The 15,966-nt window shown below is 67.8% G+C and carries 11 protein-coding genes and 1 pseudogene; 10 read left to right on the top strand and 2 right to left on the bottom strand.

Annotation, left to right across the window (positions count from 1 at the left end):
- Positions 1 to 82: 82 nt before the first annotated feature.
- From metH to H2Q94_RS15945, 3 genes are all read left to right on the top strand, one after another.
- Positions 83 to 3,676, top strand: a complete 3,594-nt coding sequence (metH, locus tag H2Q94_RS15955) for a methionine synthase (RefSeq protein WP_258718611.1) — start codon at positions 83 to 85, stop codon at positions 3,674 to 3,676.
- A 121-nt stretch (positions 3,677 to 3,797) separates the two neighbouring features.
- A complete protein-coding gene (gene ahcY / locus H2Q94_RS15950) occupies positions 3,798 to 5,258 on the top strand; it encodes an adenosylhomocysteinase (RefSeq protein ID WP_243787913.1) in 1,461 nt (486 codons plus the stop codon).
- A 250-nt stretch (positions 5,259 to 5,508) separates the two neighbouring features.
- Positions 5,509 to 6,402: a mycobacterial-type methylenetetrahydrofolate reductase gene (locus H2Q94_RS15945; protein ID WP_243787912.1), complete on the top strand. Its 894-nt coding sequence runs from the start codon at positions 5,509 to 5,511 to the stop codon at positions 6,400 to 6,402.
- A gap of 1,078 nt (positions 6,403 to 7,480) precedes the next feature.
- On the opposite strand, the gene H2Q94_RS15940 is transcribed toward H2Q94_RS15945, so the two are convergent.
- Entirely contained in the window at positions 7,481 to 7,963 is a 483-nt protein-coding gene (locus H2Q94_RS15940; RefSeq protein WP_243787910.1) for a MarR family winged helix-turn-helix transcriptional regulator, read from the bottom strand.
- 57 nt (positions 7,964 to 8,020) lie between these two features.
- Here H2Q94_RS15940 and H2Q94_RS15935 point away from each other — a divergent pair, with 57 nt between their 5' ends.
- The 3 genes and pseudogenes from H2Q94_RS15935 to H2Q94_RS15925 all read left to right on the top strand — a co-directional run bounded on the left by H2Q94_RS15935 (position 8,021) and on the right by H2Q94_RS15925 (position 10,767).
- Positions 8,021 to 8,479, top strand: a complete 459-nt coding sequence (locus H2Q94_RS15935; RefSeq protein ID WP_243787908.1) for an SRPBCC family protein — start codon at positions 8,021 to 8,023, stop codon at positions 8,477 to 8,479.
- A gap of 250 nt (positions 8,480 to 8,729) precedes the next feature.
- A pseudogene (locus H2Q94_RS15930) lies at positions 8,730 to 9,883 on the top strand (epoxide hydrolase family protein).
- Between the two features lie 35 nt (positions 9,884 to 9,918).
- Complete coding sequence (locus tag H2Q94_RS15925) at positions 9,919 to 10,767, top strand: LLM class flavin-dependent oxidoreductase (RefSeq protein ID WP_243787906.1); 849 nt, start codon at positions 9,919 to 9,921, stop codon at positions 10,765 to 10,767.
- Positions 10,768 to 11,054: 287 nt separating this feature from the next.
- Here the strand turns inward: H2Q94_RS15925 and mmuM are convergent, their stop codons facing one another.
- Positions 11,055 to 11,996 carry a homocysteine S-methyltransferase gene (gene mmuM / locus H2Q94_RS15920; RefSeq protein WP_243787904.1) on the bottom strand — a complete coding sequence of 314 codons (942 nt, stop codon included), beginning with the start codon at positions 11,994 to 11,996 and terminating at the stop codon, positions 11,055 to 11,057.
- A 276-nt stretch (positions 11,997 to 12,272) separates the two neighbouring features.
- On the opposite strand from mmuM, the gene H2Q94_RS30705 reads away from it, so the two are divergent.
- The 4 genes from H2Q94_RS30705 to H2Q94_RS15900 all read left to right on the top strand — a co-directional run bounded on the left by H2Q94_RS30705 (position 12,273) and on the right by H2Q94_RS15900 (position 15,842).
- Positions 12,273 to 12,728, top strand: a complete 456-nt coding sequence (locus H2Q94_RS30705; RefSeq protein WP_309501033.1) for a DUF397 domain-containing protein — start codon at positions 12,273 to 12,275, stop codon at positions 12,726 to 12,728.
- Positions 12,725 to 13,720, top strand: coding sequence for a phosphatidylinositol-specific phospholipase C (locus tag H2Q94_RS15910; RefSeq protein ID WP_243787902.1), 996 nt, complete (start codon positions 12,725 to 12,727; stop codon positions 13,718 to 13,720). Before H2Q94_RS30705 ends, H2Q94_RS15910 begins: the two co-directional genes overlap by 4 nt.
- A gap of 21 nt (positions 13,721 to 13,741) precedes the next feature.
- On the top strand, positions 13,742 to 14,185 hold the full coding sequence (locus tag H2Q94_RS30700; protein ID WP_309501032.1) for a DUF397 domain-containing protein: 444 nt from the start codon (positions 13,742 to 13,744) through the stop codon (positions 14,183 to 14,185).
- A 262-nt stretch (positions 14,186 to 14,447) separates the two neighbouring features.
- Complete coding sequence (locus H2Q94_RS15900) at positions 14,448 to 15,842, top strand: FAD-binding oxidoreductase (protein WP_243787899.1); 1,395 nt, start codon at positions 14,448 to 14,450, stop codon at positions 15,840 to 15,842.
- Positions 15,843 to 15,966: the final 124 nt, after the last annotated feature.

The following is a 15,966-nucleotide window of genomic DNA, read 5'->3' as shown; positions in this document are numbered from 1 at the left end:
GACACGACACCCCGGTGCCGCCCCCGGCGAGCACACTTGGGGTTCGGGCGTGGCGTAGGTAAGCGTGGGAAGAGGCAGCGACATGAATGGGGTCAACACGAACGGCGACACCGGCTCGGGGCGTGATCCGAGCGGGTTCTTGACCGCGCTCAACGAGCGCGTGCTCGTCGCGGACGGCGGCATGGGTACCGCGTTGCAGGCCTACGACCTGTCGTTGGACGACTTCGCCAACCTCGAGGGCTGCAACGAGATCCTCAACGAGACCCGGCCGGACGTGGTCTCCGGGGTGTACCGGAGCTTCCTGGAGGCCGGTTCGGACGCGATCGAGTCGAACACCTTCGGCACCAACCTGGCCAACCTCGGTGAGTACGGGATCCCGGAGCGCATCCGGGACCTGGCGGAGAAGGGCGCCCGGCTGGCTCGGGAGGCCGCCGACGAGTTCTCCACGAAGGACAAGCCGCGGTTCGTGCTGGGCTCGATGGGGCCGGGCACCAAGCTGCCCACGCTGGGTCACGCGCCGTACGCGGACCTGCGGGACGCCTACGTCGAGAACGTGCTCGGCATGATCGACGGCGGCATCGACGTGGTCCTGGTGGAGACCTCCCAGGACCTGTTGCAGACCAAGGCGGCGATCGTGGCCGCTAAGCGCGCGATGGAGCAGACGGGCCGCTGGCTGCCGATCATCGCGCAGGTCACGGTGGAGCAGACCGGCACGATGCTGGTCGGCTCCGAGATCGGCGCGGCGCTGACCGCGCTGGAGCCGCTGGGCATCGACCTGATCGGCATGAACTGCGCGACCGGTCCCGCCGAGATGAGCGAGCACCTGCGGGTCCTCGCGCAGCACTCGACGGTGCCGATCTCGGTGATGCCGAACGCGGGCCTTCCCGAGCTCGGACCGAACGGCGCGGTGTACCCGCTGCAGGCGGACGAGCTGGCGGAGGCGCTGGTCGGCTTCGTCAACGACTTCGGCGCGCGGCTGGTCGGCGGTTGCTGCGGCACCACCGGTGAGCACGTGCGCGCGGTCTCCGAGGGCGTCGCGGCGCTGACGCCGCAGGCACGTGAGCCGGAGATCGTTCCGTCGGTGTCCTCGGTGTACCAGGCGGTTCCGTTCAAGCAGGACGCGAGCATCCTCAACGTCGGCGAGCGGACCAACACCAACGGTTCGAAGAAGTTCCGCGAGGCGATGCTCGAAGGGCGCTACGACGACTGCGTCGAGATCGCCAAGGCCCAGACCCGCGAGGGCGCGCACATGCTCGACCTGTGCGTGGACTACGTGGGCCGGGACGGCGCCGACGACATGCGGGAGCTGGCCAGCCGGCTGGCCACCGCGTCCACGCTGCCGATCATGGTCGACTCCACTGAGGCCGGTGTCCTGCAGGCGGGCCTGGAGCACCTCGGCGGGCGTTGCGCGGTGAACTCGGTGAACTACGAGGACGGCGACGGGCCGGACTCGCGGTTCCAGAAGGTGATGGCGATGGTGCGCGAGCACGGCGCCACCGTCGTCGCGCTGTGCATCGACGAAGAGGGCCAGGCGCGGACCGCCGAGTGGAAGCTTCGGATCGCGGAGCGCCTCATCGACGAGATCACCGGCACCTGGGGCCTGGACGAGTCCGCGATCATCATCGACTGCCTCGTCTTCCCGATCACCACCGGTCAGGAAGAGGTCCGCAAGGACGGCATCGAGACCATCGAGGCCATCCGGGAGCTCAAACGCCGTCACCCGCGGGTGAACACCACGCTCGGCCTGTCCAACGTGTCGTTCGGCCTGAACCCGGCCGCGCGCCAGGTGCTGAACTCGGTGTTCCTCAACGAGTGCCGCGAGGCCGGGTTGGACTCGGCGATCCTGAACGCCTCCAAGATCCTGCCGATGAGCAAGATCGAGGAGGAGCAGCGCCAGGTCGCCCTCGACCTCGTCTACGACCGCCGGACCGAGGACTACGACCCGCTGCAGAAGCTGATGCAGCTGTTCGAGGGCAAGACCGCGTCCTCCACCGGTGCCTCCCGCGCGGAGGAACTGGCGAAGCTGCCGCTGTTCGAACGGCTGGAGAAGCGCATCGTCGACGGCGAGCGCAACGGCCTCGAGGAGGACCTCGAAGCCGCCATGCAGGAGAAGAAGCCGCTGCAGATCGTCAACGAGCACCTGCTGGCCGGCATGAAGGTCGTCGGTGACCTGTTCGGTTCCGGGCAGATGCAGCTGCCGTTCGTGCTGCAGTCCGCGGAGACGATGAAGGCCGCCGTGGCCCAGCTCGAACCGCACATGGAGAAGGACGACTCCGGCGGCAAGGGCAAGCTGCTGCTGGCGACGGTCAAGGGCGATGTGCACGACATCGGCAAGAACCTCGTCGACATCATCGTGTCCAACAACGGCTACGACGTGGTCAACATCGGCATCAAGCAGCCGGTGAACGCGATCCTCGACGCCGCGGACGAGAACAAGGTCGACGTGATCGGCATGTCGGGCCTGCTGGTGAAGTCCACGGTGATCATGAAGGACAACCTGCAGGAGATGAACTCCCGCGGCATCGCCGAGAAGTACCCGGTGATGCTCGGCGGGGCCGCGCTGACCCGTTCCTTCGTGGAGAACGACCTCGACGAGGTCTACCAGGGCGATGTGCGCTACGCGAAGGACGCCTTCGAAGGCCTGAACCTGATGGACCGGCTGATGTCCATCAAACGGGGCGAGAACCCCGAGGTGAACGAGGCGGAAGAGGCGAAGAAGGCCGAGCGCAAGGAGCGCCACGAGCGTTCCAAGCGGATCGCCGAGAAGCGCAAGGCCGAGCAGGGGCCGCTGCCCGACCTCTACGACGACTCGATCCGCTCCGACGTGGACGGTGACGCGCCGGTGCCGACGCCGCCGTTCTGGGGCTCGCGGGTCGTCAAGGGCGTGCCCACCGCCGACTACCTGGCGCTGCTCGACGAACGCGCCACGTTCTTCGGCCAGTGGGGCCTGCGCGGTGCCAAGAAGGGCGAGGGACCGTCCTACGAGGAGCTCGTCGAGACCGAGGGACGACCCCGGCTGCGCTACTGGATGGACGAGCTGGCCACGGCGGGCATCCTGCAGCACGCGGCGGTGGTGTACGGCTACTTCCCGGTCGTCACCGAGGGCAACTCGGTGATCGTGCTGGACAAGGAGGAGCCGGACGCCCCGGAACGCACCCGGTTCACGTTCCCGCGCCAGCAGCGCGACCGCAGGCTCAGCCTCGCGGACTTCTTCCGCACCAGGAAGAAGGCTGAGGAGACCGGCCAGGTCGACGTGCTGCCGATGCAGATGGTGACGATGGGGCAGCCCATCGCCGACTACGCCAACGAGTTGTTCGCGAAGAACCTCTACCGCGACTACCTCGAGATCCACGGCGTGGGCGTGCAGCTCACCGAGGCGCTCGCCGAATACTGGCACCGGCGGGTCCGGCGGGAACTGCTGTGGTCCAGCGGCCGGGCCGTCGCCGAGGAAGACCCGAACGACGTGACCGAGTTCTTCAAGCTCGGCTACCGCGGTGCCCGCTACTCCTTCGGCTACGGCGCCTGCCCGGAGATCGAGGACCGCGCGAAGATCGTGGATCTGCTGGAGAGCGAGCGGATCGGCGTGGAACTCTCCGAGGAGTACCAGCTGCACCCGGAGCAGTCCACGGACGCGATCGTCGCCCACCACCCCGAGGCGAAGTACTTCAACACATGAGGCAACGTGCGCGGGCCGTAAGGTTGATCATCAGCGGCCCGCGCACGTGCCGCGGAAACCCGAGCAGGGAAAGCACCCTGACAGGGACGAAACCCGAGCAGGGAAATCTAGAAGGGAAATCATGAGCGCGAAGCTGCAGAAGGCCAACGGCATCGAGTTCGCCGTCGCGGACCTGAGCCTGGCCGAGTCCGGCCGGCACCAGATCCGGTTGGCCGAGCACGAGATGCCCGGTCTGATGGCGACTCGCAAGGAGTATGCGGACTCCAAGCCGCTCAAGGGCGCGCGGATCGCAGGTTCGCTGCACATGACCGTGCAGACCGCGGTGCTCATCGAGACGTTGGTCGAGCTGGGCGCCGAGGTTCGTTGGGTGTCCTGCAACATCTTCTCCACCCAGGACGAGGCCGCCGCGGCCGTCGTCGTGGGCAAGAACGGCACCGTGGACAAGCCCGCGGGCGTGCCGGTGTTCGCCTGGAAGGGCGAGACGCTGGAGGACTACTGGTGGTGCACCAACCAGCTCTGGGAGTTCGACGGCGGCAAGGTCGCCAACATGATCCTCGACGACGGTGGCGACGCGACCCTGCTGGTCCACAAGGGCGTCGAGTTCGAGGCCGCCGGCGCCGTGCCGCAGGCCACCGACAGCGACCCTGACGAGTTCAAGGTCGTGCTGTCCACGCTGCGCGAGAGCCTGGGCAAGGACAAGCAGCGCTTCACCAAGCTCGCCAAGGAGATCAAGGGCGTCACCGAGGAGACCACCACCGGTGTCCACAAGCTCGTCGAGCTGGTGCGCTCCGATGAGCTGCTGTTCCCGGCGATCAACGTCAACGACTCGGTGACGAAGTCGAAGTTCGACAACAAGTACGGCTGCCGCCACTCGCTGGTCGACGGCATCAACCGCGCCACCGACACCCTCATCGGCGGCAAGGTCGCCGTCATCGCCGGTTTCGGTGACGTCGGCAAGGGCTCCGCGGAGTCGCTGCGCGGCCAGGGCGCCCGCGTGATCGTCACCGAGATCGACCCGATCTGCGCGCTGCAGGCGGCGATGGAGGGCTACGAGGTCAAGACCCTCGACGAGGTCGTCGAGATCGCCGACATCTTCATCACCACGACCGGCAACTTCGACATCATCACCGCCGATCACATGGCGAAGATGAAGCACCAGGCCATCGTGGGCAACATCGGCCACTTCGACAACGAGATCGACATGGCCGGCCTGGAGAAGACCCCGGGCATCAAGAAGGTCGAGATCAAGCCGCAGGTGCACGAGTTCACCTTCACCGACGGGCACTCCATCCTGGTGCTGTCCGAGGGCCGGCTGCTCAACCTGGGCAACGCCACCGGGCACCCGAGCTTCGTGATGTCCAACTCGTTCACCAACCAGACGCTGGCCCAGATCGAGCTGTGGACCAAGCCCGGCGAGTACGGCAAGGACGTCTACGTGCTGCCCAAGCACCTCGACGAGAAGGTCGCCCGGCTGCACCTGGACGCCCTCGGCGTCAAGCTGACCACGCTGACCAAGGCGCAGGCCGAGTACATCGGTGTGGACGTCAACGGGCCGTACAAGCCCGAGCACTACCGCTACTGATCCGCTCGGCACGCTCAGCGGCATGAGCGACCGGTGGTCGCGCGCCACCGCCCGGACCGGTCGGTCCGGGCGGTGGCGGCCCCCGGTTTTCGATCGAGAACACCCGTCGAGGGAATCCGCGCTTCGATCACGTATTCGCGCCAGCCCCTCGAATTCGATTTCCGGTTGCACGGTCCCTGCTTTCACGGCTGTTCGCGGGAGCGGCCGAGCTTGTGCGGCGACCGGCGAGGAAGGAAAACCTGAGGCCGACATGGACACGATCGCACTCGAACTGGCACCGCCCGATCTCGACGGTGGACACGAGAAGGCCGTGGAGGAAGGCCGCAAGGTGGCCGAGAACAGCCGCGCCGCCGGGCTCGCCGACCGCATCGGGCACCTGATGATTCCCGGCATCATCGCCGAGGACGACGACCGTCCGATCGAGATGAAGCCGAAGATGGACGTCATCGACTTCTGGAACACGGTGCGCCCGGAGATCGGCGACGTGAAGGGCCTGTGCACCCAGGTCACCGCGTTCATGGACAAACCGCAGCTCACCGACCGCGTCCGGGACCTGCAGAAGGCAGGCATGGAAGGCATCGCGTTCGTCGGCGTGCCGCGCACCATGGCCGACGGCGAAGGCGGCGGCTTACCGCCGACCGACGCGCTGAGCCAGTTCCAGGACGTCGTCCCGAACCGCGGCTCCATCCTCATCCCGACTCGGGAGGGTGAGCACGGCCGGTTCAACTTCAAATGCGAGCGCGGCGCTACGTACGGCATGACGCAACTGCTGTACTCGGACGCCATCATCGGATTCCTGAAGGAATTCGCGGAGAAGACGCCGCACCGCCCGGAGATCCTGCTGTCGTTCGGTTTCGTGCCGGGCGTCGAAGGGCGCCGCAAGCTCATCGACTGGCTCATCCAAGACCCCGGCAACCCGGTGGTGGAGGCGGAGCAGAAGTTCGTCGCAGGCATCACCGACCTCACCTTCGAGGAACGCAAGCAGAAGCTGCTCGACCTGTACAAGCGCGTCATCGACGGCGTGGTGGATCTCGGCTTCCCGCTGAGCCTGCACTTGGAGGCGCCGTACGGGTATTCCAAGCCCGCGTTCGACGTGTTCGCCGCGATGATCGATTACTGGGCTCCGACGCCCAAGGCGGCCTGAGCGACGCGATACCCGGCGATCACGGATCGCCCTTCACCGAACGGACCGTCCGGCTACTCCCTTGAGCCGGACGGTCCGTTCTTGTTGTTGGGGGGGGCTGGGGTTGTTTTGCTTTGGGGGCCGGGTGGCGGAACCTCAGTGGCTTCCTCGCTGCGGGATCTTTTTCCCTCGTGGCGGAGCCACGAGGGAAAAAGCTGTCCTCGCGAGGAAGCCACTGAGAACCCGCGGGTGGTCGGCTTTTTGACGTGGGCTATGTGCTTCGCACATGCAGGCACGGCTTCGCCGCAAGGCACGGCTTCGCCGCAAGGCACGGCTTCGCCGCAAGGCACGGTCTTCGGCCGCAAGGCACGGCCTTCGGCCGTGGGGACTCGGCTTCGCCGGGAGGTGGGGGCTCTGTCCAGTTGACTGCACCGAGTGCCGTTGATCAAGACGACGGCAATCCACTATGGAGGGACTTGGTGGATGTCTGATCTGCGAAGGAAACTCGTGGATGGCCGGGTGGACCTCCGCCGGGTCGGGATGGGCCACTTTTCGCCGGGACGCCTCCGGCCCTGCGTACCTGCATCTGCAAAGGGCAGCGCTCGCCAGAGGCGATGGTCGACTTCTACGGCATCCGCGACTCTGATGTTTGGCAGCTGATCATCGACTACATCGTGCGCGGCCAGGGCGTGCCGACTACGTCACCCGCGAGGGGCCGGCGAGGGCCATCGCGGGGTCGTTCTGGAGCGAGATCGAGAAGATCGCACCTGACCAGCGGGACTTCAACATCGCCTCGGAGGTCTACGACCAGTGGCGTGCGACGGTGCGCGTCCGCAAGGACGGAAAGCCGCGGATTGGCGGAGGCACTGGACGAGCCAGGCGGATCGCTCCCAGCCGGCTGAGCCGTGGGGCCGATCCGCCTGCGAGCTGGCGAGCGCGCTGTCAGCGGCAGAAGCGGACGGTTGTTTCCTGCCGAGATCGCCATGCCCATCCTGAGGTGGGTTTCGTGATCACGCCGAAGGGTCTGCCCACGTGTTTGCCGTCGCGCGTCCCGTCGGCCGGAGTGGTGGTCGCCGCAGGCGAACGACCACCCGGCGGGTCAGGGCAGTTCGGATTCGAGGCGGCGCTGCAGTTCGCTGAGGGTCTCGCGTGCGAGGTCGAGCCTCTCCGGGTCGAGGCCTTCGGTGGTGCGCAGGGCCAGATTGGTGTAGGCCGCCTGCATCCTGTGCAGTGCGGCGCGGCCGGTGGGGGTGACTTCGAGCAGCTTGGCCCGCTGGTGCGCGGGGTTGGGCCGATAGCAAGCGAGGCCGTCCTCGACGAGCAGGTCCGCGACGCGCTGCACGCCCTGGCGCGTGTGGCCGAGCCGGGAGGCGATGGCCCCCACAGGGGCGGCTTCGTGCTCGACCTCAGCCAGGACCTGCCAACGCGCCAAGCTCTGACCGGTGGGCCGGGCGATGCCGTTGCCGACCGCCTCGACGACGTCGGCGAGCCTACCGACCTGGTCGATCAGTGCGGCGTAGGCAGCGCATGCTTGATCACCACTCTTGACAACATGTTGTCGTCTCGCTAGCTTGTCGGACACGACAATATGTTGTCATGTGAGTGCTTCGGCTCGCAACAGGTGAACAAGGAGAACCGAATGCCATCCGCACCCCGCCCACTCCTGATCTCGCGCGACATCATCATCGCCGCACCACCCTCGGCGGTGTTCTCCGCGCTCGCCGATCCGCACCGCCACGCCGATTTCGACGGTTCGGGCACCGTGAAGAACACGGTCTCGGGCCAGGCCCCGGACCGGCTGAGCCTGGGCGACACGTTCAAGACAGCCATGAGGCTGTTCGGCGTGCACTACCGGATCGTCAACACGGTCGTCGAGTTCGAGGCCGATCGGCGCATCGCGTGGTGCCACCCCGGCAAGCACCGCTGGCGCTACGAACTCGACGAGGTCGACGGCGGCACGCGGGTGACCGAGACCTGCGACTTCACCACCTCGCCGGTCCGCGGACTACTCGTGCGCACACCGTGGCCCCGCTGGAACGCCGAGGGCATCGAGAAGACCCTGCCGCGGCTCAAGGCACTGGTCGAGAACGGCGCCTGAACCCCACCAGCCGGGCCGACCCCACCCGACTCGCCCACCAGTAGCGAGACCTGCGGCCGACGGCCGACCACATCGCCGCACGGCCACCCGGCAGTCGAATCGCCGCGGCATCTCACCACTTCGACATGTTTTCCCGCTGTTCGCATTTCGCTGAATTCTCCACGCGCAGGGTCGAACCTTTGCCGCGTGCCTAAAACCACCGTCCGCGGCTTGCCGCCGCAGTGCGGACTTCACAACCCAGGAGAGTCGAATGGCATCCGAACCTCGCCCATTCCGGATCAACATCCCTGAAGAAGACCTCGTGGACCTGGCGGAGCGACTGGACCGCACCCGCTGGCCCGATGAGCTGCCCGGCGTTGGTTGGTCCTACGGCGTCAACAAGGCGTGGCTGAGGGATCTGGCCGATCACTGGCGCGAGGGCTACGACTGGCGAGCGCACGAGGCCGCGCTGAACGCGCACCCGCAGTTCACCGTCGAGCTCGACGGGCAGAACATCCACTTCCTGCACGTCCGCTCGCCCGAGCCGGACGCGACGCCCTTAACATCACGCACGGGTGGCCCAGCACGATCGCCGACTTCCACGCGATCCTCGGACCGCTGACCGATCCCCGCGCACACGGCGGCGACCCTGCCGACGCCTTTCACATAGTCGCTCCCTCGCTGCCGGGGTACGCCTTCTCCGGCCCGACCCACGAGCGCGGCTGGGGTGTCAACCGCACCGCCCGCGCTTGGGCTGAGTTGATGAGCAGGCTGGGGTATGAGCGCTACGCGGTCCAGGGCGGGGATTTCGGCAGTCTCATCGCACCCGAGCTGGGTCGGGTGGCCGGTGAACGGGTGATCGGGGTCCACGTCAACGCGTTGGCCTTCGCCGCCTGGCCCATGTCCCCCGATGAACTTGAACTGCTCAGCGAAGCCGATCGCGAACGGGCGCTCGACCACGAGCGGTGGTGGTACGGGCGTTCGGGCTACATGCACGAGATGAGCACCCGCCCGCAGACGATCGCCTACGCGCTCAACGACTCGCCGGTCGGGCAGCTGGCCTGGAACCTGGAGTGGTTCGTCGACTACGACCCCGCGCAGACCGAGCAGGTCCCCGTCGACCGGGACGCGATCCTGACCAACGTCATTATCTTCTGGCTGACCAGGACCGCGGGATCGGCGGCACGTCTCTACTTCGAGGCCGGAGCCGAGCTGTCGGCAGGGAGGCCGTCGCCATCGGCGGCTGCGACGGCGGTGGCGAACTTCCCCGGGGACAACGCCATCCAGGACCTGGCGCGACTATCCAATGCGGTCACACGCTGGCGGGAGTACGACCAGGGCGGGCACTTCCCCGCCCTGCAAGCACCGGAGGTGCTCATCGCCGACATCCGGGAATTCTTCCGCTCCCTTCCTGGCACGCCCTGACCGGCGGATCGACCCAATCGCAGAGAGGAATCGCTGTGCAGATCGGCATCGGACTTCCGAATCAGGTGCGTGATGTCACCGCAACGACCATTCCGCGCTGGGCGGCCCGGGCTGAGGAAGCGGAGTTCTCCACCCTCGCCACGACCGGGCGCTACGCGTACCCGGGTGTGAGTGACACCGTCGCGCTCGCGTCCGCGGCGGGGGCGACCACCACGATCGGACTGCTCAGCGCGGTCCTGCTGGCCCCGACGTGGCCTGGTGCCTTGCTGGCCAAGGAGATCGCGGGCATCGACGGTGTCTCCGGCGGCCGTCTCACGCTCGGCGTCGGCGTCGGCTCGCGCGAGGACGAATTCACCGTGCCCGGGCACGAGCTGCACGGTCGCGGCGCGCGGTTGGAATCCGACCTGGCGACCTACCGCGAGGTCTGGGCCGGCGCCCCGGTCGGCAACGGGCCGAACCCAGCCGTGCCATCGGGAACCCGGCAAGTCTCCGTGCTGTTCGGCGGGTACTCCGCTCGCGCGCTGGACCGCATGGTGCGCTGGGGCGAGGGCTACATCGGCGGTTCGCTGCCGTCGGCCATGACGGCGCCGCGCTTCGAGGCGGCGAAGCGGGCCTGGCAGGAGGCAGGCCGCCAGGGCGCTCCGAAACTCGTCGTGCTCGCCTACTTCGCACTGGGCGACACCGAGGCCGGACGGGCGAACATCCAGGACTTCTACCGGCTGGCCCCCAAGGACATTGCCACCAACGCGGTGCTCTGCACCACCCGGGAGACGATCGAGCAGACCATCACGGTCTACACCGGCCTCGGTGTCGACGAGATCATTTTCGTTCCCGCCACAGACGACCCCGACGAGATCACCCGGCTCGCCGACATCGTCACCTGAACAGCCGGCGGGAGCCGACATCCTGGCCCGCATGGCAGCAAATGCCCAGCGCGGCCCCGATATCGCTGCGGTTCCCAGCAGCAGACAGCACCGCGCTGAAAGACGTCCGCTACTCGGCATTACAGGACGTTGTGCGACCGTCCGGCACCACGGACATACCGGATGCGAGGGGCGAGACAGCGGGCTCCTTGAGCATCTGAACCGACCAGCCCGGCGTGTCCCTCTTGCTTGGTGCAGAGAAGTGAGTTGAAAGGGAAGGGCTTGCTGCTGGATTGACGGTCCAAGGGTCACTGGTCCGGGCGGTGGAGGTGGGCGGTGAGTTCGGCTATGTCGGCGGGGGCGACTCGGCAGCAGCCGCCGACGAGGCCGGCGCCGTCGGTGACCCAGCGGGTGACGAGCGCGGCGTCGAAGCCGGAGCGGCCGGTCCACACCTGGCGTTCGGCGTCCCAGCTTTCGCCGCTGTTCGGGTAGACGACCACCGGTTTGCCGCTGACCGCCCGCGCGATCGGCACGGCGCGCGTGGCGTCGGCGGGGGAGCAGCAGTTCACGCCGACGGCGAGGACGTCGTCCCGGTCGGCGGCGACGGCGAACGCCTCTTCCAGCGGCTGCCCGGCGCGGGTGCGGTCGCCGGAGATCGTGAACGACAACCAGGCGGAAACGCCGAGCCCGTCGAGCGCGTCGAGCAGCGCGACGGCCTCGTCCACGTCGGGAACGGTCTCCAAAGCGAACAGGTCCGGTGCCGCCGCGGCGAACGCCTCCAGCCGCGGCCGGTGGAAATCGACCAGCGCCCGGTGCCCGATCCCATAGCGCCCGCGGTACTCCGAACCGTCCGCGAGCATCGCGCCGTAAGGGCCGACGGAGGCGGCGACGAGCCGGCCGGTGCGGTGCGCGGCGGTCTTGGCGACCTGTTCCCGGACCGGCGCCAGATGCGCGGCCTCCCCGGCGAGTTCGACGCTGCGGCGCATCAGCTCGGTCGCCTGCTCGGGTCCCACTCCGTGTTCGGCGAACCCTTCGAAGCTCGCCTGGTATCCGGCGGACTTCGCCACTTCGGCACCTGCCGAGAAGAACGCCTCGTGCGCACCGACGATCTTCTCCGGCGCATCGAGCAGGAACTTGGCCGACCACAGGCCACCGGAGAGATCTCCGCCCCGCGCTTCCAATTCCGTGGCCAGCCCGCCGTCCAGTATTCGCGGCCCGTCCCGGAACAGCTCCTCCGCCGCAATGCTCATATCCGCACGGTAATCCCTCCCGAACGCGCGCTCTTGCCGTCGGAGTGGCCGAGCACGCCGAGCCGGCGTCCTGATGCGGACGTCCGTACGAGCGGGTCTGGCTCCGCCGGTTCGCTCACCAGGTCGGTTGCAGCCCTTCCGCGACGTCCGAGAGATCGGCCCGCATCAGTTCGTGCAGGTAGAACATCCGATCGCTGAGGTTCGCACGTGCGGATCCAGGTCGTGACGCTCCGCCGGTGTACACACCGGTCTTGATGGTGCTTTTGTGCTCACCTTGTGCGTGAGCCCCACGTCGACGTGGAAGCACGCCGAGTAGGTCTGTTCCTGACTCGTCCCCAGGACGTTGAACCGTTCGTCGACGGAGTAGAAGATCTCGAAGCGAAGGCGCTGTGCGAAGCGCGTTCGGCGGAGCTCATCGGGCAAGCCGGCGAGGAATTGGAAGATGACCGAGGTGTGGCGCAAGGGCACCAGGAGTCCAACGGCAATTGTGTGGAGGTGGCGTTCTCGGTAACGGAGATAGCGGTCCGGGATTCAAAGGCGCCGGGCGAAGCGTCGCTGCGGGTCTCGTCCGAGTGGTGGCGGAGCTTCCTCGGGGCGGTGGTCGCTGGGCGCCACGAAGACCGAATTCGGTGTGGCAGGCCGGCCCCGTCGCTGCCGATGGCGTTCCGTCGTGGCGGGATCACGCCAGGGCGACCCGGTCGTGACCTGTGGGTGGAGATCATGGGCGCATGACCGGAGTCGCCTCCTCCACTGCCCGGATCGCCGTCACCTTCGCCGCTGCGCTGGCGGTGACCCTCGTTCCCGCCGGGACCGCGAATGCGGCGACCGCCTACTGCGAAAGCCTCACCGAGGCCTCCAACCCGGACTGGCTGGGCGGTCTGCCCGATGACACGAGCCTCGCGGCGCTGTCCCTGCCCGGCACCCACGACACGTTGTCGCTGCACGGCGGGGACATCACCCAGACCCAGGAGAACCACGGCGACAGCGCGGAAACGCTCACCGCGCAGCTCGACGCGGGCGTGCGCGCCATCGATATCCGGGTCCGGAAGGTGGACAACGAGTTCACCATCCACCACGGGACCTTCTACCAGAACGCGAACTTCGCCGACGTGCTGGCGAAAGCGGACGCCTTCCTCGCCGCGCACCCCGGCGAAACCATCGTGCTGCGGCTGAAGGCCGAATGCACCGGGGACATCGGCTCCTGCACCGACGAGAACAGCGATCAGGACACCGCGACCATCCTCGACCGCTACGCCGACGAAGACCCCAACGGCGGGCGGCTCTACAACCCCGCGGCCGACGGCATGCCGACGCTCGGCGACGCTCGCGGGAAAATCGTGCTCGGCGCGCTGCAGGAAGCGAAGGGCGGCCTGGTCGGCGGTTACGGGCTTTCCCAGTTCACCAACGACAACTGGGGCGAGTACGTGCAGGACGAGTACAACGTGCCTACGGTCGGCGACATCGACGACAAGTGGAACCACGTGCGCGACCACTGGGACAAGACGAACTCCGCCGATTCCGGTGAGATGTTCTGGAACTTCAGCAGCGGATCCAGCCTCGGCGCCAATCCGAAGACCGTTTCCTGCGGCACCGGGGACACCCGTGGCGTCAACGATCACGCCCTGGAACACCTTGCGAGTAACGACGTCCCCCGAACCGGTGTGGTGCTGATGGATTTCCCCGGCGGCGACCTGATCAACGAGGTGATTTCCCGGAATTCCTGACCCGAGTGCTCCGTTCGCCCAATGCTGGGGCGAATGAGGTATTGCACGGCGAACCTCTTCCGGAGATGGCGAGGACGTCGTCGACCGATGGTGCCCCCGCGCCCGCGAGTGGCGGTGTTCGGGGATGTCGATCGGACGGATTCGCGTGCGCGTTGGGCGCAGGGTGTTACGACAGCTGACCACTGGAATCCGTACCGGGAACAAGAAAGATGGACAGGGTCCCTGACGCCACACGAGAGGGTCGCCATGTCCGAGAAGTGGCACAGAAGCACCCGCAGCGGCTCCGTGGGCAACTGCGTCGAAGTCGCCCGCTGTGCGGGAGTGACGCTCATCCGGGATTCCAAGCAGCCGCACGGCGCTCGGTTGAGCGTGTCCCCGGAGCGGTGGCGCGGATTCCTGCTCCTGGTCGAATCCGATCACTGGCGTCGGCACCGGGACGCCTCGGCGCGCTGGTCAAGAAGGTGAGGCGCGCTCGGACGGCCGTTCCCGAGCGCCGCGAGCCGCCCGCCCTGGACGTCGTCGAGCCGGACGCTGGGGCGGGGGAGGCCGGCCAACGGGCGTCGTCCGGGCGGGCCGCGGTGTCGTCACGCTCGGTGGGGAGCCGCGAACGGGTCGTCGATGCGGAGAAACCAGTGGTGAAGGCCATGATCGCGGTTTCCGGAACGATGCTGGGTGCCGGCGGGCCATCGCGTTAACGTGGTGTGCAGTCAGGTGAAACGGAGGCGTCATGGACACGGAGAGCACGCTCGCGGCACTGCGGGCGCGGGTACCGGAACAGCTGCTGGTGACAGACCCGGACTCCGTCGGACGCTACGCCCACGACGAGGCCGAATGGGCGCCGCACGGCACGCCCGCCGCCGTTGTGCGACCCGTGCGCACCGAGGACGTCGTCGCCGTCGTCCAGGTCTGCGCTGAACTGGGGGTTCCGGTGGTGCCGCGCGGAGCGGGGACCGGCCTCTCGGGCGGAGCGAACGCGCTCGACGGCTGCGTGATGATCTCGTTCGAACACATGAACTCCGTGTTGGAGATCAACCCGCGGGAACAGCTCGCCGTGACCCAGCCGGGCGTGATCAACGACGAGTTCCGCGCGGCCTGCCGGGAACACGGCGCCTGGTACCCGCCGGATCCCGCGAGCTCCCCGTGGTCGACGATCGGCGGCAACGTCGCCACCAACGCCGGTGGCGTGTGCTGCGTGAAGTACGGCGTGACCAGGGACTACGTGCTCGGGCTGGAAGCCGTTGTCGGCAACGGCGAGGTCGTGCGCCTCGGGCGGCGCACCGCGAAAGGCGTCACCGGCTACGACCTGTGCGGACTGTTCGTCGGCTCCGAAGGCACCCTCGGCGTGATCACCGAGATCACCGTAAAACTGCTGCCCGGTGTCCGCGCACCGGAACGGACCGTGGTCGGCTACTTCGACTCGCTCGTCGCCGCGGGTGAGGCCGTCGCCGCCGTCGCGGCGTCCGGAGTGGTGCCCTCCGCCTTGGAACTGCTCGACCGGCACTGCCTGCGCGCGGTGGACGAGTGGAAGAACATGGGGCTCAGCGACGAAGCCGAAGTACTGCTGCTCGGCCGTTCCGACACTCCCGGTGAAGCCGGTGAGCAGGAAGTCGCGACCCTCGTCGAATGCTTCGAGAAGGCCGGTGCCACGTTCAGCGCCGCCTCCACCGACCAGCACGAAGCCGATGCGCTGTTCGCCGCCCGCAGGCTCGCCTACCCGGCGCTGGAACGGCTCGGCCCGTTGCTGACCGAGGACGTGTGCGTGCCGCGAGCGCTGGTGCCGGACATGCTCGCGAAGGTCGAGGCGGCCGCGCTCCGCCACGACACGCTGATCGCCAACATCGCGCACGCGGGCGACGGCAACCTGCACCCGCTGATCATCACCCCGGCCGGGGACGAGGCCGCGCGGGAACGTGCCCAGCGCGCGTTCGACGACATCGTCGCCGACGCCATCGCGCTGGGCGGCACGGTCAGCGGTGAGCACGGCATCGGCCTGCTCAAGCGAGCGGGCCTGCACGACGAGCTCGGGCCGACGGTCGTGGGCATGCACCACGCGGTGAAGAACGGGCTCGACCCGGCGGGGATCTTCAACCCGGGGAAGGTCTTCGGCACGCCCGAGGGCTGAGCGTGGTCGCTGCGACAGGATCAAGTCGCAGGTCAGCGGGTCATGAACAACATGATCCGGGCGGGTTCGGCGCCTAGCATGGCGAGTGCCGGCGGTGCAGGGGAGTGCATCGTCGGCCCCTATG

Origin of the sequence: Saccharopolyspora gloriosae, assembly GCF_022828475.1 — a bacterium.
In the GTDB taxonomy this organism is placed as follows: Bacteria; Actinomycetota; Actinomycetes; order Mycobacteriales; family Pseudonocardiaceae; genus Saccharopolyspora_C; species Saccharopolyspora_C gloriosae_A.
This window is presented reverse-complemented; position numbering and strand designations above follow the sequence as displayed.